At 52.1% G+C, this 17,705-nt stretch carries 17 protein-coding genes; 11 read left to right on the plus strand and 6 right to left on the minus strand.

The genetic code is table 11. From position 1 onward, the window contains the following. Positions 1-4: 4 nt before the first annotated feature. A complete protein-coding gene (locus BM123_RS01795) occupies positions 5-799 on the minus strand; it encodes an SDR family oxidoreductase (protein WP_090165086.1) in 795 nt (264 codons plus the stop codon). 192 nt (positions 800-991) lie between these two features. On the opposite strand from BM123_RS01795, the gene BM123_RS01800 reads away from it, so the two are divergent. Together BM123_RS01800 and BM123_RS01805 are read left to right on the plus strand one after the other, a co-directional pair. Then, positions 992-2,662 (plus strand): AMP-binding protein, encoded by a 1,671-nt coding sequence (locus BM123_RS01800; protein WP_090165087.1) that lies wholly within the window; start codon positions 992-994, stop codon positions 2,660-2,662. A gap of 33 nt (positions 2,663-2,695) precedes the next feature. Further along, positions 2,696-3,121, plus strand: a complete 426-nt coding sequence (locus tag BM123_RS01805; protein ID WP_090165088.1) for a hotdog fold thioesterase — start codon at positions 2,696-2,698, stop codon at positions 3,119-3,121. Between the two features lie 250 nt (positions 3,122-3,371). Here BM123_RS01805 and acs read toward each other — a convergent pair whose 3' ends face one another. The 3 genes from acs to BM123_RS01820 all read right to left on the minus strand — a co-directional run bounded on the left by acs (position 3,372) and on the right by BM123_RS01820 (position 7,580). Then, positions 3,372-5,282, minus strand: coding sequence for an acetate--CoA ligase (acs, locus tag BM123_RS01810; RefSeq protein WP_090165089.1), 1,911 nt, complete (start codon positions 5,280-5,282; stop codon positions 3,372-3,374). Positions 5,283-5,421: 139 nt separating this feature from the next. Further along, complete coding sequence (locus tag BM123_RS01815) at positions 5,422-7,203, minus strand: sodium:solute symporter family protein (protein WP_090165090.1); 1,782 nt, start codon at positions 7,201-7,203, stop codon at positions 5,422-5,424. Between the two features lie 110 nt (positions 7,204-7,313). After that, positions 7,314-7,580: a DUF4212 domain-containing protein gene (locus tag BM123_RS01820; RefSeq protein WP_090165198.1), complete on the minus strand. Its 267-nt coding sequence runs from the start codon at positions 7,578-7,580 to the stop codon at positions 7,314-7,316. Positions 7,581-7,749: 169 nt separating this feature from the next. On the opposite strand from BM123_RS01820, the gene BM123_RS01825 reads away from it, so the two are divergent. The 7 genes from BM123_RS01825 to BM123_RS01855 all read left to right on the plus strand — a co-directional run bounded on the left by BM123_RS01825 (position 7,750) and on the right by BM123_RS01855 (position 13,769). Beyond that, positions 7,750-8,040 (plus strand): hypothetical protein, encoded by a 291-nt coding sequence (locus BM123_RS01825; RefSeq protein ID WP_090165091.1) that lies wholly within the window; start codon positions 7,750-7,752, stop codon positions 8,038-8,040. A gap of 16 nt (positions 8,041-8,056) precedes the next feature. Next, positions 8,057-9,094: a UDP-3-O-(3-hydroxymyristoyl)glucosamine N-acyltransferase gene (gene lpxD, locus BM123_RS01830; protein WP_090165092.1), complete on the plus strand. Its 1,038-nt coding sequence runs from the start codon at positions 8,057-8,059 to the stop codon at positions 9,092-9,094. Positions 9,095-9,165: 71 nt separating this feature from the next. Then, a complete protein-coding gene (locus BM123_RS01835; RefSeq protein WP_090165093.1) occupies positions 9,166-10,557 on the plus strand; it encodes a bifunctional UDP-3-O-[3-hydroxymyristoyl] N-acetylglucosamine deacetylase/3-hydroxyacyl-ACP dehydratase in 1,392 nt (463 codons plus the stop codon). Positions 10,558-10,559: 2 nt separating this feature from the next. Then, complete coding sequence (gene lpxA, locus BM123_RS01840) at positions 10,560-11,366, plus strand: acyl-ACP--UDP-N-acetylglucosamine O-acyltransferase (protein ID WP_090165094.1); 807 nt, start codon at positions 10,560-10,562, stop codon at positions 11,364-11,366. 3 nt (positions 11,367-11,369) lie between these two features. Further along, complete coding sequence (locus BM123_RS01845) at positions 11,370-12,014, plus strand: ABC transporter ATP-binding protein (RefSeq protein WP_090165095.1); 645 nt, start codon at positions 11,370-11,372, stop codon at positions 12,012-12,014. Between the two features lie 38 nt (positions 12,015-12,052). Continuing rightward, complete coding sequence (locus BM123_RS01850; protein WP_090165096.1) at positions 12,053-13,129, plus strand: hypothetical protein; 1,077 nt, start codon at positions 12,053-12,055, stop codon at positions 13,127-13,129. Between the two features lie 25 nt (positions 13,130-13,154). Beyond that, positions 13,155-13,769 (plus strand): tetratricopeptide repeat protein, encoded by a 615-nt coding sequence (locus BM123_RS01855; protein ID WP_090165097.1) that lies wholly within the window; start codon positions 13,155-13,157, stop codon positions 13,767-13,769. A gap of 114 nt (positions 13,770-13,883) precedes the next feature. Here BM123_RS01855 and BM123_RS01860 read toward each other — a convergent pair whose 3' ends face one another. Continuing rightward, positions 13,884-14,099, minus strand: coding sequence for a hypothetical protein (locus BM123_RS01860; RefSeq protein WP_090165098.1), 216 nt, complete (start codon positions 14,097-14,099; stop codon positions 13,884-13,886). Between the two features lie 165 nt (positions 14,100-14,264). Between BM123_RS01860 and BM123_RS01865 the strand changes: the two genes are divergently transcribed. Then, positions 14,265-15,305 (plus strand): SMP-30/gluconolactonase/LRE family protein, encoded by a 1,041-nt coding sequence (locus BM123_RS01865; RefSeq protein WP_090165099.1) that lies wholly within the window; start codon positions 14,265-14,267, stop codon positions 15,303-15,305. 161 nt (positions 15,306-15,466) lie between these two features. Here BM123_RS01865 and pckA read toward each other — a convergent pair whose 3' ends face one another. Then, the gene (gene pckA / locus BM123_RS01870) at positions 15,467-17,032 is read right to left on the minus strand and encodes a phosphoenolpyruvate carboxykinase (ATP) (protein WP_090165100.1); all 1,566 of its coding nucleotides are present in this window, start codon (positions 17,030-17,032) and stop codon (positions 15,467-15,469) included. Between the two features lie 216 nt (positions 17,033-17,248). Here pckA and BM123_RS01880 point away from each other — a divergent pair, with 216 nt between their 5' ends. Continuing rightward, on the plus strand, positions 17,249-17,641 hold the full coding sequence (locus BM123_RS01880; RefSeq protein ID WP_090165102.1) for a DUF3224 domain-containing protein: 393 nt from the start codon (positions 17,249-17,251) through the stop codon (positions 17,639-17,641). Positions 17,642-17,705 lie beyond the last annotated feature (64 nt).

Consider the following 17,705-nt stretch of genomic DNA (forward strand, 5'->3'; position numbering starts at 1 on the left):
TGATTTACCGAAACATGTTTACCATCCGCATCCGGTCTCCGTGCAGATGGTCCATGCCGTCGACATAAAGGGTGGTGCCGCTGGTGTAAGCGGACAGCGGACTGGCGAGAAAAAGCACGGCATTGGCAACATCTTCGATGGTACCGTGGCGTTGCATCAGGTTTTCCTCCTTCATTTTATCCAGCAGTGCCTTGACGGGTTCGGCATAGGTATCGAGCCCGGAGGAGATGATCGTTCCCGGAGCAACGCAGTTCAGGCGGATGTTGTAAACGGCCCATTCCTGCGCCAGTGTTTTGGTGAGGTTCTCCACGGCGGCGCGGGCAGCGCCGGTGTGGGCCATGCCCGGAAAACCACGCAGGTGGTTAACGACGATGTTTATGATGTTGCCGCTTTTTTGCGGCACGAAAAAGCGGTTGGCCATGATGCGGGACACATAAAAGGTGCCGTTCACGTTCGTGTTGATCACGGCATTCCAGCCGTTGTCACTGATGTGTCGGGCCAGGCTGGGAAACTGTCCGCCGGCGTTATTGACCAGAATATCCAGGCGACCAAACTCACTTTCGATGAGATCCGCCAGGGCTTCCACTTCCTCGCTTTTGCGGATGTCACAGGGGCGCTGCACGCAGGTGCCGTGTTCGGATAAGGCAGCAGCGGCTTCCGCCAACGGCGCCGCTTTGCGGGCGCAGATGATGACTTTAGCACCCAGCTTCAGCAAAGCCTCCGCGATGCCGTAGCCGATGCCCGATCTGCCGCCGGTAACGAGGGCTACTTTGTCCTGAAATAAATTGGGGGCGTACATGGGCAGTCGACTTTAGTTGCGACGCAATGTAGCGAAAATTCGCTAAAATCGCTTTTTGTCAGGCACCTTTGTGGTGCAGCCTAAAGCGCGGTGGCCTTAGCTCCTCTAACCGCTTCCTTTGCACCTGCGCCCCGGCGCCCACATTCTTTATCTAGCCAAAAAATCCTACCTTCCCGCCTTTAAGCTCGATTTATGCAATTCCCTACCTTACTCCATGCCTTCTATCACCGTGAAAAAGCCCAGGCTGAACGGGTGTATCTTCGCCAGCCCTTCGGGGAAAAATGGGAAGATTACAGCTGGGCGGAAGTAGGCCAAATGGCCCGTAAGGTGGCCACTTACCTGAAGGCGCAGAACTTCCCTCCCCGCAGCAATATCGGGCTGGTCTCCAAAAATTGCCGGGAATGGGTAATCGCCGACCTGGCCATCATGATGGCCGGTCACGTTTCGGTACCTTTTTTCGCCACCCTGACCGGTAAGCAGATAGCAGAAGTACTTGACCTGGGAGATGTTGTTTGTCTCTTCGCCGGCAAAACCGAAGTTTGGGACGACATGAAAAAAGGCGTCCCCGAAGACATGCCCCTGATTCGCTTTCCCCATTATGCGGGCAATTCGGAGATTAAACGAGGGAAAGACTGGAATGAAATTCTGCAGGAAAATGCGCCAATGGAAGGGAGCCCCGTTCCATCGCCTGATGACCTCTGGACCATCATCTTCACCAGTGGAACCACCGGAACGCCAAAGGGCGTGATGGTCAAACACGGCACCATGGCCGCACAGGCGCGGGCTATTCATGACAAGAACGTCCTGAACCTTGATCAGACGGGCGCCAGCAACGTTTTCTTCAGTTTCCTGCCGCTCAATCACGTAGCCGAACGTGGCGTAGTGGAATGTATGTGCATCTGGTACGGCGGCTCCATGGCCTTCACCGAAAGTATTGATCGCTTTGCCGCCAACCTTCAGGATATCCGCCCGACACTATTTTTCGCCGTCCCCAGAATCTGGACGAAACTCCGGGGTGGCGTGCTGGCTAAAATGCCGCTGGAGAAGCTCAATAAGTTCCTTCGGATTCCCATTCTTTCCTGGTACGTTAAGCGAAAGATCGCCAAGGGGCTCGGTCTGGACCGGACGCGGATTAACATCACCGGTGCCGCTGCCATTCCCCAGGCAACGAAGTCTTTCTTTGCCAAAATCGGCCTGCCCTTGTCCGAAGCCTACGGGATGACGGAGAACTGCGCCACCAGTCACATGCTCTTCCCCGGCCAGGACAAGCCCGGCTCCGTTGGCCAGGCACAGCCCGGAACGGAATGCCGCATCGACCCCGAATCCGGTGAAGTACTGACCAAAGCTCTCTACACAATGGATGGCTACTATAAGGATGAAGAAAAAACGGCGGAGACCATTACCGACGGCTGGTTGCACACCGGTGATCAGGGCAAAATTGATGAAGACGGCTTCCTCTTCCTGACCGGCCGGGTGAAAGACACCTTTAAAACGGCCAAAGCCAAGTTTATCGTCCCGAACGAAATTGAGAAAAAATTTGACAGCCTGACCGACCTCGAGCAAATGTGTCTGCTGGGCCTCGGCATGCCACAGCCCGTCCTGGTGGTTTCTCTCTCAGAACTCGGTGCGGCGCTTCCGCAGGATGCACTGCAGCGCTCATTGAAAGCAAAGCTGGACAGCGTCAATGCTACCTTAGCCAGCTACAAAAAGGTGGCGGCTATTATCATTGCCAAAGAAGACTTCACCGTAGAGAATGGTTTGCTTACACCAACCCTGAAGGTTAAACGCCCACAGGTTCACACCCGCTTTAGCAAGCACCTCCCCGAGTGGTGCAGTCTGGACGGAGAGGTTATTTGGGAGTAAACGTAAACCTGCAAAAGATCACTGATTTACTACATGATTTGGACTACCCCCCCCACCCTGGAAGGGCTCAATGCCAGCAACCAAGATACTGCGGCCTCCCACCTCGACCTTACTTTTACTGAATTTGGCGATGACTACCTGATCGCAGAGATGCCCGTTACCTCCCGCAGCGTACAACCCATGCGGATGCTCCACGGCGGTATCAGCTGTTTTATCATTGAAACACTCGGCTCAGTAGCCGGGATGCTCTGTGTGCCGAAGCCCGGGCAGCAGTACATTGTGGGCACGGAGATTAACGCCAGCCACCTCCGGGGGGTCCCCGAAGGAAACAAGGTCTTTGGCAAGGTCACCCCCGTCCGCATCGGGAGAAGAGTTCAGGTTTGGCAGGTAGACATAAGCAATCAGGCCGGCAGGCTGATTTGCACCGGACGCATCAATTGCCAGGTGCTGATGATGTAGTTCTCCCCCCTGATTTGATGAGGCATATTTCCTCCAGTACGGAGTGACATAAATTCACCGCTATTTGTATTGAGGCCCTCGGCGCACTTCTCGGCTGGCTTCTCCTTCGTCGAAGCTCGCTCGAAGCGCACCGAGGGGGGGAGAGATTAGCAAGCAACTTAGTTTACACTGTACTAGCATCGGCACAAACCACGGCCGCAGTCTGACTCATCAGACTACGGCCGTAGATTTAAGGAAAGGGTTATTCCCCTTAAGCCAGTGATTCATCCATAATATTCTGGACAACTTCCGGGTTCAACAGCGTACTGATATCTCCCAGATTAGAGGTGTCTTTCCCGGCGATCTTACGCAGGATTCGGCGCATGATCTTCCCACTACGGGTTTTGGGCAAACCAGTCGTAAACTGAATCTTTTGCAATTTCGCAATTGGCCCGATCCGGTCAGTAATCAGTTGATTGATTTCCTTACGAAGGTTGTCCTGATCCCGGCTTTCGCCGGTTTCCTTGAGCGTAACGTAACCATAGAGAGCATTGCCCTTTATGTCGTGCGGGTACCCAACGATGGCGCTCTCGGCCACGGCAGGATGCTCGTTTATGGCGTCCTCGATCGGCGCAGTGCCGAGATTATGCCCCGAAACGATGATGACATCGTCTACCCGGCCGGTAATACGGTAATAGCCGACGGCATCACGTAGTGCGCCGTCACCGGTAAAGTAAGTGCCGGGGTAGGCAGAGAAGTAGGTCTCGCGGTAACGTTCGTGGTTGCCGTAAATCGTTCGGGCGATGCTCGGCCAGGGGAACTTGATGGCCAGTCTCCCTTCTACGCTGTTACCTTTAATTTCCTTGCCATTCTCATCGAACAGTACCGGCTGAACGCCCGGCATCGGCAGCGTGGCAAATGTCGGAATCGTCGGGGTGGAATACGGAATCGGACTAATCATAATCCCCCCCGTTTCGGTTTGCCACCAGGTATCAATAATGGGGCTGTTCTTCTTACCAACGTTTTCGTTATACCAGTGCCAGGCCTCTTCATTAATCGGCTCACCGACGGTACCAAGGACCTTGAGGCTACTCAGGTCGTGTTGATTAACGTAGTCGAGGTTCTCTTTCGCCAGAGCACGGATGGCCGTTGGAGCGGTGTAGAACTGGGTGACTTTATGCTTTTCAACGATTTCCCAGAAGCGGCCGTAGTCGGGATAGGATGGAACGCCTTCAAACATGACGGTCGTGGCGCCGTTGGCCAGCGGACCATACACGATGTAGCTGTGGCCGGTGATCCAGCCGATGTCTGCCGTACACCAGTAGACATCGTTCTCGCGGTACTGGAAAGCGTTTTTAAAGGTGTAGGCCGTATACACCATATACCCGCCGGTAGTATGCACCATTCCTTTGGGCTTCCCGGTGGAGCCTGAGGTATACAGGACGAAGAGGGGGTCTTCGGCATCGACGATAGTGGCCTCTCGCCGGGCATCGGCGGCGTCAAGTAGGGGCTGCAGCCATTGGTCCCGTCCTTCCTTCATAGTTACTTCCCCACCGGTGCGCTTAACCACCAGAGAGGTCTCAACGCCAGGACACTCTTCCAACGCCTGATCGACGATCGTCTTGAGGTCAATTGTTTTCTTGCCCCGGTAAGATCCATCGGAGCAAATGACGGTTTTACAGTCGCAATCGTTGATCCGGGTCGCCAGGGCAGTGGCACTGAAACCGGCAAATACTACGGAGTGAACGGCTCCTAGCCGCGCACAAGCCAGTAGGGAGACCGCCAACTCCGGAATCATGGGCAGATAGATACATACGCGGTCTCCTTTCTCTACCCCCTGGTCAGCCAGTACGTTAGCGAAGCGGCATACCCGCTCATGCAGCTGGCGATAGGAAATATGTTCGGCTTCTTTAGCCGGATCATTGGGCTCAAAGAGAATAGCGGTCTTATCGGCTCGGACGGCAAGATGGCGGTCGAGGCAGTTCTCGGTAATGTTAAGCCTGGCGCCTTCAAACCATTTGATTTCCGGCTTGCTGAAATCCCAGCTCAGGACTTTATCCCAGCGTTTCCGCCAGAGAAAGTGCTCTTCGGCTATCTCCTCCCAGAAATTTTCGGGGTTACGGACAGACTTACGGTAAACCTGCCAGTATTCTTCGAGGTGTTTGATGTGGTAATTAGACATGATCGAGATGGGAATTTACTAATTTAAAAGGAGGAATGCAGGATGGCCCAAGTTATGGTATTCGTCAACTGTTCCAAAACACAATTGGGTCTAATAATTGAACTATTCCGTCAACCTGGCCCACAATTCACTACTCCCTCTAATGCCCCCTGGCCTCCCCCGCTCCACTGGGTATCCGGATATTCTCCACAATATCCTGCACTTCTTGCGGCGGCGGAGTAGTGAAGTGACACACTACGAGACTGACGACGAAGTTAATGATCATCGCAATTGTTCCGAAGCCTTCAGGAGATATCCCGAACCACCACTCATCGCTACTTGGCAGGGTAGCATCAAACCAACCGAGTTTGTACTTGATCATGTACAGCAACATTGCCGTAATCCCTACCACCATACCTGCGATCGCGCCCTCCTTGTTCATGCGTTTGTAAAAGATGCCCAGAATGATGGCGGGAAAAAAGGACGCTGCCGCCAGGCCAAAGGCCAAAGCGACTACCGCCGCCACAAAGCCAGGTGGATTAATACCAAAGTAACCGGCTACACAAACCGCAGCTACGGCGCTCAACCGGGCGGCCATCAGTTCTCCTTTTTCACTGATGTTAGGATTAACCACCTTCTTGATCAGATCATGAGACACAGAAGAGGAAATGACCAGCAACAAACCAGCAGCAGTAGATAAGGCAGCAGCGAGGGCACCAGCGGCGACCAGAGCGATTACCCAACCCGGAAGGTTGGCGATCTCCGGGTTGGCGAGTACCATAATGTCACGATCAACGTAAAGCTCATTTTGGTTGCCTGGGTTGATATTAGTTACCGCGCGGGCTCCGAGAGCCGTGCGTTTGTCTCCATCATAAGCTGGCTTCCCGATAAAAGCGGAGCCCGGACCGTACTGTACCAGGCCGTCGTCGTTCTTATCCGTCCAGGCAATGAGACCAAGGTTTTCGTAGTTCTTCAGCCAATCGGGTTGTTCCTGATAAGTCTTATCAACGACGCTATCGATCATATTCGTCTTAGCGAAAACCGCCACAGCAGGAGCGGCAGTGTAAAGAATAGCAATCAGCAATAGCGCATAACCAGCACTTTTACGGGCATCCCTCACTCGTTTAACGGTAAAAAAGCGCACAATCACGTGTGGCAGTCCTGCCGTACCAACCATCAGGGCCAGTGTGATGGCGAAGACATCGATCATCGATTTGGAACCGTCCGTATAAGCCGCAAAACCCAGCTGTGTGCTCAGGCCATCCAACTTATCAAGGAGAAAAGTGCCGGACCCGTCCGCCAGCGTACTGCCCATGCCAAGTTGTGGGATGGGGTTACCCGTCATTTGTAAAGAGATGAATATTGCGGGAACCATGAAGGCAAATATCAACACACAGTACTGAGCAACCTGGGTGTAAGTGATGCCTTTCATTCCACCGAGCACGGCGTAGAAAAGTACGATTATCATACCAATGATGACACCGGTATTAATATCAACTTCCAGGAAACGGGAGAAGACAAGCCCTACTCCACGCATCTGTCCGGCTACGTAGGTAAAGGACACCAGGAGGGCACAGAAAACCGCGACGAGACGGGCGGTGTCGGAGTAATATCGGTCACCGATGAAGTCGGGCACCGTGAATTTGCCGAATTTCCGGAGGTAGGGTGCGAGGAGAAGAGCGAGGAGTACGTAGCCGCCGGTCCACCCCATCAGGTAGACTGATCCATCATAGCCGGCAAAGGCAATGATGCCCGCCATGGAGAGAAAGGAGGCTGCGCTCATCCAGTCAGCGGCCGTGGCCATGCCGTTGGCGAGAGGGGAAACGCCACCGCCGGCAACGTAGAATTCTTTGGTGGATCCGGCACGGGACCAGATCGCAATGCCGATGTAAATACTAAAAGTCAGGCCGACTAGAAGGTAAGTCCAGGTTTGAACGTCCATTATTTATTTTTTTATTGGGTGGAAAAAGTAGCTGTCCGGCTTTACGGACAAGGCTATTCAGGCGCGGCCGCAGGTGCAAAAAAGGTTATTAAGCAGTGCGACCTGCCTCTTCACTCCACGTCATATCCGTACTTCTTATCCAGCTTATTCATTAGCCGGACGTACACAAAAATCAGGATGACAAATACATAGATCGACCCCTGCTGAGCAAACCAGAAACCCAATTTAAATCCGCCCAAACGGAAATTATCAAGCGGACCTTTGAACAGTATTCCTGCTCCGTAGGAAACGGCGAACCAGATGGTAAGCAGAATGGTGAGATAGCGAAGGTTTTCCTTCCAATACGCTTTAGCGTTACTGTCTTTATTAATTGGCATGATCTCGATTGAGCGATTATGGAGGAAATATACGGCTGGAATTTCGCGCTCATCGTCTGGCAAAGCAGCAAACAGGATTTCTCCCCTATTTTACTCCTGATAAAATAAAGATGACGGCCAAATTTCTTTCGGAGAGCTGGTCAGGTCTATTTTTGTCCAAAATTTCTTCATGCGTATTATCGGCCGGATCGGACACCCAAACATGCAAATCACCGTTTTCTCTAATGACGGTCGGTTTCCGGTTCAATTCGAGCTTTCGGGCCTCACCCAAATTTACCGCTTCCGTAAAGGGGATCAGGTAAATGGGTTAGCGGACATTCGTCGCTTGATTGATGCCGATTTTGCGGCGGCAGTATTGCGGCAGTTTCGGGAGATGCAGAAAATTCAGTCTGACTTATTTGACCGCCATGCTCCATCAACGGATACAGAAGACTTTAATGACTTGCCTGATTTAATCTGAGTTTAACCAAACATCCATGCAAATTACCGCTGCTCAATTAGCAGAGATGATCAACGCTACCGTCGAGGGAAACCCCGATGCCATTATCTCCGCTCCAGCAAAAATCGAAGAAGCAGGCCCCGGCACCATTACTTTTTTGGCCAACCCTGCTTATGAGAACTACCTCTATTCCACCGGCGCGTCCGCAGTCCTGGTCAGCCGGGACTTTAAAGCAAAACAAGCTGTGGCTGCAACCCTTCTCAGGGTTGATGATGTATACGGCACAGTTGGCCACCTTTTATCTGTATATGGTAAAGAGGAAGCTGCCCTGAGTGATCGTAGCATTTCAGCACAGGCTTATGTAGACGATACGGCCAGCATCGGACAAGATGTAGCCGTTGGCCATTTTTCCAGTGTAGGTGCTGGTGCAAGTGTCGGAGACGGAACGGTCATTCTGGACCAGGTCTTCATTGGCCCCAACGCGCGTATTGGTAAAAACTGCACCTTCTACCCCGGTGTCCGCATTCTACGGGGATGCATCGTGGGGGATAACTGCATCCTCCACGCCAACGTGGTTGTGGGCGGAGATGGTTTTGGCTTTTCTCCGGATGCGGCAACAGGAAAGTATACAAAAGTCCCTCAGGTAGGAAATGTAATCATCCATAACGACGTCGAGATTGGAGCCTGTACCACCATTGACCGGGCAACAATGGGTTCCACTGTCATTCACTCCGGCGTGAAGCTGGATAACCTTATCCAGATCGCTCACAACGTAGAAATCGGAGAAAACACGGTGATTGCTGCATTGGCGGGTGTTGCCGGATCGGCGAAGATTGGTCGCAATTGCCGGATCGGCGGGCAGGTAGGTATCGCCGGGCATTGTACCCTCGCGGACGGGACACAGGTACAGGCACAGGCAGGAGTTATCAACTCCATTAAAGAGCCTGGCGCAGCACTTGGCGGATCTCCGCACATGCATTATCCTGATTATTTAAGGAGTTATGCCCTCTTCAAAAACCTCCCTAAAATAGTCGCGGAGCTCCGCAAAAAGATCAATGAACTCTCTGTTCATTAGGCATCCTCCCGGAAAGACCTATCTTTGCGGCCGCAATTGAATTCCACTACCTTACTGAGCCCCCCTTCTACATGATGAACCAACGCACCATTGCCAGATCTTTCTCTCTTAACGGAGTAGGCCTGCACTCCGGCGCGCAAGTGAAGCTAACGTTCAAACCTGCCCCTGCAGGACACGGAGTTAAGTTTCAACGCATTGACCTGGAAGGACAGCCAATTATCAACGTCGACGTCAACCGTGTCGTTAGTACGGATCGCTCTACCACCATCGGCACGAAAGATGCAATGGTCTCCACCGTAGAACACTTACTCTCCGCTGTTTCCGGCCTGCAGATTGATAACCTCCTCGTTGAGCTGGACGGACTTGAGATCCCCATTCTTGACGGTAGCGCCAGCCCCTTTATCGCCCCATTACTGGAAGCCGGTGTAGAAGAGCAGGACGCGCCAAGAAATTACTTCATCGTAGAAGAGCCTATCACTTACCGCGATGAAGTAACAGGATCTGAGATCGTTGCCCTACCCTACGACGGCTTCGAGGTAGTAAGCATGATTGATTTTGATAGTCCCGTTCTCGGTCAGCAATACGCTACTCTGCGGGGCTACGAAGACTATGCCAGCGAAATTGCGCCTTGCCGCACCTTCGTCTTTCTTCATGAGCTGGAAGCTCTCTTCGAGCACGACCTCATCAAGGGAGGAGACCTCACCAATGCCATCGTTATTGCTGACCAACTCGTTCCTCAGGAACGACTGGACAAACTGGCCAAGCGCATGGGTAAAGAGACCGTTGAGGTCACCCAAAAGGGCATTCTCAACACCCTTGATCTAAAATTCCATAACGAACCTGCGAGACACAAACTCCTGGATGTTATGGGAGACATCAGCCTGCTTGGTGTTCCGATCAGAGGTAGAATCCTTGCGACAAAGCCCGGCCATGGTGCTAATGTTGCCTTCACCAAGCTGTTGAAGAAAGCCTACATGGAGCAGCGTCGCCTCAAGGGACGCCCCCATTACAACCCTAATGACGAACCGGTATACAACCTGGTGGAAATTCAATCCATCATGCCACACCGCTACCCTTTCCTGTTGATCGACAAGATCATTGAAAAGGGAGAAAACCATATCGTTGGCCTCAAAAACCTGAGTGCCAATGAGGAGTTTTTCCAGGGTCACTTCCCCGGAAACCCGGTCATGCCCGGCGTACTTCAGATCGAAGCTATGGCACAAACCGGAGGCCTGTTGGTACTCACTCAACAAGATGACCCCTATGGCTGGGACACCTACTTTTTAAAGGTGGAAAATGCCAAGTTTAAGAATTTTGTCGTTCCGGGAGACACCGTTCTCTTTAAGATGGAACTCATTGCTCCGGTTCGCCGGGGCATCTGCCAGATGCGAGGTACTGCTTACGTTGGCAATAAGATTGTTTCAGAAGCCGAGTTAGTTGCCCAAATCGTAAAGCGCCCTTAAGTATGTCGATTCACTCATTAAGTGTTGTTCACCCAAATGCCAAAGTTGGTGCAGGTGTCACGGTTGGTCCTTTCAGCTACATCGAAGACGATGTGGAGATCGGGGAAGGCTCCTATATCGGGCCCAACGTTACCATCTATGCTGGCTCCCGGCTGGGAAAAAATGTCAAGATATTTCCTGGTGCCGTCATCGGCGGGGAACCTCAGGACTTGAAATTCGAAGGAGAATACACCACCGCCCAGATCGGTGATAACACCACCATTCGGGAATACGTTACCGTTAACCGCGGTACGGCCTATGCAGGCACAACCATCGTCGGCAAGAATTGCCTGATTATGGCCTACGCCCACGTAGCCCATGATTGCGTCCTGGGCGACAACATCGTTATTGCCAACAATGTCAATCTGGCCGGCCACGTTGTGCTGGACGATTACGTCATCATCGAAGGTCAGGTTGGTGTTCAGCAATTCGTTCGGATCGGGCAACACAGCTTTATTGCTGGGGGAAGCCTGGTGCGCAAGAGCGTGCCTCCCTACGTTCGCGCAGCGCGCGAACCCCTTAGCTACATCGGGGTCAATCGAATCGGTCTCCAACGTCGGAACTTCAGCATCAAGCAGATCAACACTATCCACGAGATCTACCGGATCCTGTTCGTCAAGGGGCTCAACATTACCAACGCCGTGACGGAGATCGAGGCTTCAGTCCCCGTTTGTCAGGAAAGAGACGATGTGGTTCAGTTCATTTCCGGAACGGAGAAAACCGGAATCATCCGTAGCTTCAACAGCCTCAACGACACCACTCAAGTGTAAACCATGAAGCCCGGAGAATCTGTCACCAAAATTCACCTCACTTTAGCGGGTGTTGGCAAACGATTCGGTCGTCATTGGATACTACAGGATATTAACGAGGAATTCACCGGAGGAGACCTGATCGGCATCAAAGGCCGTAATGGCTCTGGCAAATCCACGCTTCTACGGATTCTCTGCGGGCAGCTTACTCCCTCCCGTGGTTCTTTATCCGTTGAGATCAATGGAAAAGGAATCTCTACCAATGAGCTGTATCAATACGTCAGTTGGGCTGCTCCCTATCTTGAAATCGTAGAAGAGCTGACCATCAGCGAATTTCTGGCTTTCCACTTTAAGCTCAAAGCACTGCTACCAGGCCTGACTCTTTCAGAAGTTCCGGCACAACTCGGTCTTGATCACGTTCGTAAACGCAAACTCCGGGATTGCTCCTCCGGCATGCAACAACGTGTATTGCTGGGCAGCGCCTTATATGCCGATACGCCCTTGCTGTTACTTGATGAGCCAACGATTACCCTCGATGAGGAAGCTATCAGCTGGTTTCACCAGCAGCTCAGGCGCTTTCGTGGCAACAGATTAGTCTTTGTAGCCAGCAACGAAGCCGGTGATTTACAAGATTGTCAGCGAGTACTATCCCTAAACTCAGGTATTTAGCGGATATTCGCAGCTAGCCAATTATCGGCTCCCCACGAATGCAGTTTAATTACTCCGACAAGAACACTCCTTTCGTCCTTAGCCCGGAAAGCCTGGACTGGTACCTTAGTAAGGGTTGGTACCGAATGGGAGCTACCATTTTCACCACCCATTTTCTCTACTTCAAGGATAAGCCCTACTCGGCAATATGGATTCGGATTGACCTTCAGGATTTCAAATTCTCCAAGTCTCAACGCAAATTGATGCGGCGGAATGCAGCGCTCTTTAACACCTCCGTTGAACCCAGAGTTATTGATCAGGAACGGGACGAACTGTACAAGATCTACGCCGAAGACTTTGACGGCCGGCTGTCGCCCACTATCTCTGACAGCCTCGAAGATTATAACGGAGATACCGTCTTTACCACCTACGAGGTTACCGTGCGGGAAAAAATAAGTAACCGCCTCATTGCTGACAGCTACTTTGACCTCGGCGATGCTGCAGCGGCCAGCATTCTCGGCATTTACGATCCCGGCCTGAAGTCCTTCAGCCTCGGATATTACACCATGCTGCTGGAAATGGAATATTGCCTGGCGAAGGGCATACGGTACTATTACCCTGGCTATGTTGTGCCTGGCTACCAACGTTTTGATTATAAACTTCGCCTGGGACCAAGCCACTATTTCGACGTTAAGACGGACAAATGGCTGCCCTACAACCAGCAGGAAATTGAGAAAAGCGGCCCCGTGGAATCGCAGCGTTCCTTCCTGCGCTCGCTCGTGGAATCACTGGTTGCCAGGGGGGCAAATGTAGAGCTCTACACTTACCCCATGTTCGAGGCCGGCTTCTATGACATGTGGCATGAGGGCTACGTCCCCTACCCCTACATTCTTCCTTTGGGGCAGGACCCTGACGGCAACATCATTATCGTTGCCTTTGACCCACGGGACGAGGAGTATCGCTTACTCAGCTGTCAGCACATGGTTGAAAGTCAGATCATGTTTACCCCCGTTGTTCTCACTGAGCCGAAGCAGGGAAAATATTTTACGGACTTACTCTCCATAAAAGCGGTTCTTTTTCGTTCTTCTTCTACCGAAACAATGACAAGAGCCTGCGCTACCGTTCTGAATCTGTAATATCAAATTTTCAAATCCAACTTCAATGAGAATCCTCCTAACCCATTCCCTCCTCCTTTCTTGTCTTTTGATGGTCTCCTGTGGAAATAATACCGACACTGCTGAAACAGACATTCCACCAGCAGTTACCGTAGCCGCGGCTTTTGAACCGGCAGCAGCGGCGCTTGACAACAAGGAAGGGCCCGCTAAAGTAGGTGGCTTATTAATGCAACGGTTTTCGGCGGTCAGTAACGCGCAGACCGGGGCCCTTGACATGGAAGCCAGTAAGAGCTTTGTAGACCTCGCACAAAGACTTGCCACAGAACACCCCAATGATACCCTGGCGGCCTTACCCCTTTACCGGGCAGCGGAGGTTGTGCGGGCCATGAACGACCCGAAACGGGCGGCGGCCATTTACGAACAGGTGCACCATTCTTACCCTACCTTCAGTAAAGCAGCGGAGTCGTTGTTCATGCTCGCCTTCACCTATGATGAAGACCTGAACAATATGGAAAAAGCAAAAGAAACCTATGAGAAGTTTCTTAAGCTCTACCCCAATAATTCCTTCGCAGACGACACGAAGATGCTGCTAGAGAATCTGGGCAAAAGTGATGAAGAGATCCTGAAAGAACTGGAAGAAAAAGCCAAAATGCAGCAGTAGAGCGTCAAAAGAGACAGCCACCGCGGAGAGTAAGCCACCCTGGCTTTTTCAACCTTCCACTGCACCTGCGGGCGCGCCCAAAAGACTATAAATAACGGACAGAATAATGTCTGCTTATTTCACCTGCGGCATATCCGGCATTTTGCAATCTTCGTCCGGGTTCTTGCCACAGACCTCACAGTTACCTATCTTGTTGGTGAGCATTGGGTTGTTGCTGGCACAAGTGCCCCGGAACTCATTACCCGTAATCAGGTGGCGGATATTGATCAGAACAAAACTCAGTGCAAAAACACTGAAAATGACGGCAAACAGGTACAGGAAATTGCTCATAAGATGGCAGTTTAGAAGTGCAAATATAACACCCTCCTGCCTGGATAGTTGCTTCTTCTTTTGCCATTGACCTGTCAGAAGCAAGACCATTAGGGCGCTTTCGCAGGTGCAGTGGAAGGTTTAAAGGCAAGAATTCTTCTGCACTGCTCAATTCAAGACTTCAGCATGAAAAGGATACTCTTGGCTCTTTTGGGAATAATAGCCGCTTACCTGATCTTTTACCCTGCCCCCATTGAGCCGGCAGCACTGAACTGGCCGGAGATGGAGCCGCACGAGAGTACAACCATGCCCGCCATCGAAGTACTCTTCCCGCGTACTTGCCAGGATTGTGAAGACATCTCTGTCGTTGATAACTATCTCTACACCGGCCATGGAGATGGCCGCTTACTCCGTTTCCCCCTCGCCGGCGGAGACCGGCTAACCGAAATGGTCCAGTTCAAAGGCCGGCCACTGGGCCTCGAGGTCCTCGGCGACAGCCTCGCCTGGGTCTGCGTTGAGCAGGAAGGCCTGGCGCGCGTAGACCTGCGCAACCGAACCTACGAAATCGTCGTCAACAGCTACAACGACACCACCTTCCAGCTCATCGATTACCTCGATGTCGCCGCCAACGGAGACGTGTACTTCACCGATGCTTCGGACAAATTCAGTGACGACGACCTGCAGTACGACGTCCTCGAAGGCCGCCCCAACGGCGCCCTTTACCGATACAACGTCGCCTCCGGAACGACGGACCGGCTGATGGACAACCTCTACTTCGCCAATGGCGTCGTCGTTGCCCCCGACGAATCCTACGTCCTCGTTGCCGAAACCGCTGGCTTCCGCATTCAGAAATACTGGCTTAGTGGCCCCAGAGCAGGCAGCAGCGAAATCTTTATTGAAGGGCTTCCCGGTTGGCCGGACGGCATCAGCCTCGGTTCTGATGGTTTGATTTACGTCACCCTCATCAGCCCCCGAATCGCGATGCACAATTTCATTCTCCCCCGCCCCTGGACGCGCCGGCTGGTCACCAAACTCCCAAAATCCTTCCTGCCTAAGCCCGTAAAGGCTAACCGCATTCTCGCCCTGGACAACCAAGGCGCTATCATCCACGACTGGGCGGATGACAATCCCGTTTTCTCCAGCATTTCTTCCATTGAGCGTATTGGTAATACGCTATACCTTGGAACGCTGGATGAAGCAGGGGTTGGGCGGATATCATTGAAGTAAATCGAAATATCTTTCCATTCACGACAGTCTCTTCTCTGTGTACTTTGTGCCTGTGTGCCCTTCGTGTCATAAAACTCGCAGCGCTGCGCTCAATTGCTACGCAATTTCGATGCATCACACAAAACACAAAGAACACAAAGAAGAGTAGAACCGTAAGCAGGTTAGCGAGGCCCAGCAGCTACAACATCCGCTGCCGCTTCTTTGGCATAAGACTTAAAGTTAGTGTTGAACAATTCCGCGAGTTTTTTAGCCGCAGTGTCATAGTCTGCCTCATTACGCCAGGTATCCCGTGGGTAGAGTAAAGCATTGGGTACATCCGGGCAGGTGCGTGGAATGGACAGACCGAAGTAAGGGTCTTCCTGGTACTCCACCTCATCAAGATCACCGTTCAGGGCTGCTTTGATCATTGCCCGGGTAAAGGTGAGCTCCATCCGGGAGCCGAGGCCGTAACCTCCTCCGGTCCAGCCGGTGTTGACCAGCCAGACATTAATCTTCTCGCCGCCTTCAGCAGCTGAGGCCAGCTTTTCCCCCAGCATTTTGGCGTAGACCGTTGGGTGCAAAGGAATGAATGGTGCCCCGAAGCAGGCGGAGAAAGTAGCTTGCGGTTCGGTGATGCCCGTCTCCGTACCGGCAATTTTTGCCGTGTAGCCACTTACGAAGTGGTACATGGCTTGCTCCGGCGTCAGTTTACTGATGGGAGGTAAAACGCCGAAGGCATCACAGGTGAGGAAGAAGATATTCCGTGGGAGGTCTCCACGGGAGTTGTACATGATATTATCGATGTGGTAGATCGGATAACTTACCCGGGTATTCTGGGTAATGCTGCTATCCGCGTAGTCCGGGGTATGCCCGTCTTCCTGCAGGCCGATATTTTCCAACATCGCTCCGTAGCGGATGGCGCGGTAGATCTGTGGCTCTTTAGTTTCGGACAGGTCGATCACTTTGGCGTAGCAACCGCCTTCGAGGTTAAAGACGTTGGCCTGGCTCCAACCGTGCTCATCGTCGCCGATGAGGCGGCGGTCCGGGTCGTTGCTCAGCGTTGTTTTCCCCGTGCCGGAGAGGCCGAAGAAGAGCGCCGAGTCTCCCTTGGAGCCAACGTTGGCGGAACAGTGCATGGAAAGTACATCCCGTTGGGTGGGCAACACGAAGTTGAGGACGGAGAAAATTCCCTTCTTGATCTCACCGGTATAGGCCGTTCCACCAATAATGATGGTTTGCTTAGTGAAATTGATGATGGAGAAATTTTCCTGGCGGGTACCGTGTACGGCGGGATCGGCCAGGCAGCCGGAGAAGGCGTAGATGGTCCACTCGTCCGTCTGCAGGTTCTTAATCTGCTTGCCGTCAGGGCGCAGGAACATATTGTAGGCGAAGAGGTTTTGCCACGGCTGCTCGGTGTATACCTTGACGTTGATCCGGTATTTCTGGCTGGCACAGGCGTAGGCATCACGGACGTAGACGGTATCCAGTTTTTTAGCGTAGGCCAGAATTTTGTCTTCCAGCACATCGTAGCCTTCCTGGGTGAAAGGGATGTTTACCTCACCCCAGTCCACGGTCTCCCGGGTAATATCATCTTCGACGATGTACCGGTCTTTAGGAGAACGTCCGGTAAATTTTCCGGTATTGACAATCAGGGCTCCGGTATCGGAAAGACGCCCCTGCCCTGTTTTAATGCTGGCCTCTACGAGTGCAGATACGGAGAGATTAGACTGTAAATTATGATGCTGCATGATCTTATTTTGGTAAACGAAATACGCTTAGCGGAGGCGCATAAAGATGTGGTGGGCGCTACCGCTGGTGCAAAGTTAGTAGTAAAGGGCAAGGTTTTCAGCCCCAGTTTAAGGAATTATCAAAAACCAAGCCTCTTTTTTGTTAACTTTAAAATGAAGCAAAGTGTAGAGCTTTCCCAATCCTGAACGAGTATATTTACCCTAAACAATAATCCTATGACCATTACCGGCCCGTTCACCGTTGATTTGAAGCCACAGGAGACCTGTCACGACAAGTCGGAGGGCTTCGATTTGGCAAGAATGTCGATTGATAAAACTTTTGGGGGTCCCCTTGAAGGAAAGAGTCAAGGAGAAATGCTAATGGCTATTAGCCCACCAAGCCCGTCCGCAGGCTACGTTGCCATTGAGAAATTTATCGGGAAGTTGGAAGGTAAAGCAGGCACCTTCGTGTTACAGCATTTCGGCATCAAATCAGCCGCGGGCGAGAATCGACTGATACTGGAAGTTGTACCAGACTCCGGCACCGGTCGCCTAACGGGAATTAGCGGTAAGATGGAGATTGACCGGGAAGACGGGAAGCATAGCTATACTTTTCACTTCGAGCTCTAGCCACTACCCTGCTCTTTAAAAAATAAAACTTTGCATCCTGCGTCCGCGCCCTAAACATTTGTCA

The sequence above is a fragment of the Neolewinella agarilytica genome (assembly GCF_900110645.1).
GTDB lineage: Bacteria > Bacteroidota > Bacteroidia > Chitinophagales > Saprospiraceae > Neolewinella > Neolewinella agarilytica.

What these genes read in the sequence shown, in the direction of transcription:
- BM123_RS01850 (WP_090165096.1), top strand. Translation starts at nt 12,053, where the DNA reads ATGCAGTTTAATTACTCCGACAAGAACACTCCTTTCGTCCTTAGCCCG.
- BM123_RS01805 (WP_090165088.1), top strand. Translation starts at nt 2,696, where the DNA reads ATGATTTGGACTACCCCCCCCACCCTGGAAGGGCTCAATGCCAGCAAC.
- BM123_RS01865 (WP_090165099.1), top strand. Translation starts at nt 14,265, where the DNA reads ATGAAAAGGATACTCTTGGCTCTTTTGGGAATAATAGCCGCTTACCTG.
- BM123_RS01800 (WP_090165087.1), top strand. Translation starts at nt 992, where the DNA reads ATGCAATTCCCTACCTTACTCCATGCCTTCTATCACCGTGAAAAAGCC.
- BM123_RS01860 (WP_090165098.1), bottom strand. Translation starts at nt 14,099, where the DNA reads ATGAGCAATTTCCTGTACCTGTTTGCCGTCATTTTCAGTGTTTTTGCA.
- pckA (WP_090165100.1), bottom strand. Translation starts at nt 17,032, where the DNA reads ATGCAGCATCATAATTTACAGTCTAATCTCTCCGTATCTGCACTCGTA.
- BM123_RS01795 (WP_090165086.1), bottom strand. Translation starts at nt 799, where the DNA reads ATGTACGCCCCCAATTTATTTCAGGACAAAGTAGCCCTCGTTACCGGC.
- BM123_RS01820 (WP_090165198.1), bottom strand. Translation starts at nt 7,580, where the DNA reads ATGCCAATTAATAAAGACAGTAACGCTAAAGCGTATTGGAAGGAAAAC.
- BM123_RS01825 (WP_090165091.1), top strand. Translation starts at nt 7,750, where the DNA reads ATGCGTATTATCGGCCGGATCGGACACCCAAACATGCAAATCACCGTT.
- BM123_RS01880 (WP_090165102.1), top strand. Translation starts at nt 17,249, where the DNA reads ATGACCATTACCGGCCCGTTCACCGTTGATTTGAAGCCACAGGAGACC.
- lpxD (WP_090165092.1), top strand. Translation starts at nt 8,057, where the DNA reads ATGCAAATTACCGCTGCTCAATTAGCAGAGATGATCAACGCTACCGTC.
- acs (WP_090165089.1), bottom strand. Translation starts at nt 5,282, where the DNA reads ATGTCTAATTACCACATCAAACACCTCGAAGAATACTGGCAGGTTTAC.
- BM123_RS01835 (WP_090165093.1), top strand. Translation starts at nt 9,166, where the DNA reads ATGATGAACCAACGCACCATTGCCAGATCTTTCTCTCTTAACGGAGTA.
- lpxA (WP_090165094.1), top strand. Translation starts at nt 10,560, where the DNA reads ATGTCGATTCACTCATTAAGTGTTGTTCACCCAAATGCCAAAGTTGGT.
- BM123_RS01815 (WP_090165090.1), bottom strand. Translation starts at nt 7,203, where the DNA reads ATGGACGTTCAAACCTGGACTTACCTTCTAGTCGGCCTGACTTTTAGT.
- BM123_RS01855 (WP_090165097.1), top strand. Translation starts at nt 13,155, where the DNA reads ATGAGAATCCTCCTAACCCATTCCCTCCTCCTTTCTTGTCTTTTGATG.
- BM123_RS01845 (WP_090165095.1), top strand. Translation starts at nt 11,370, where the DNA reads ATGAAGCCCGGAGAATCTGTCACCAAAATTCACCTCACTTTAGCGGGT.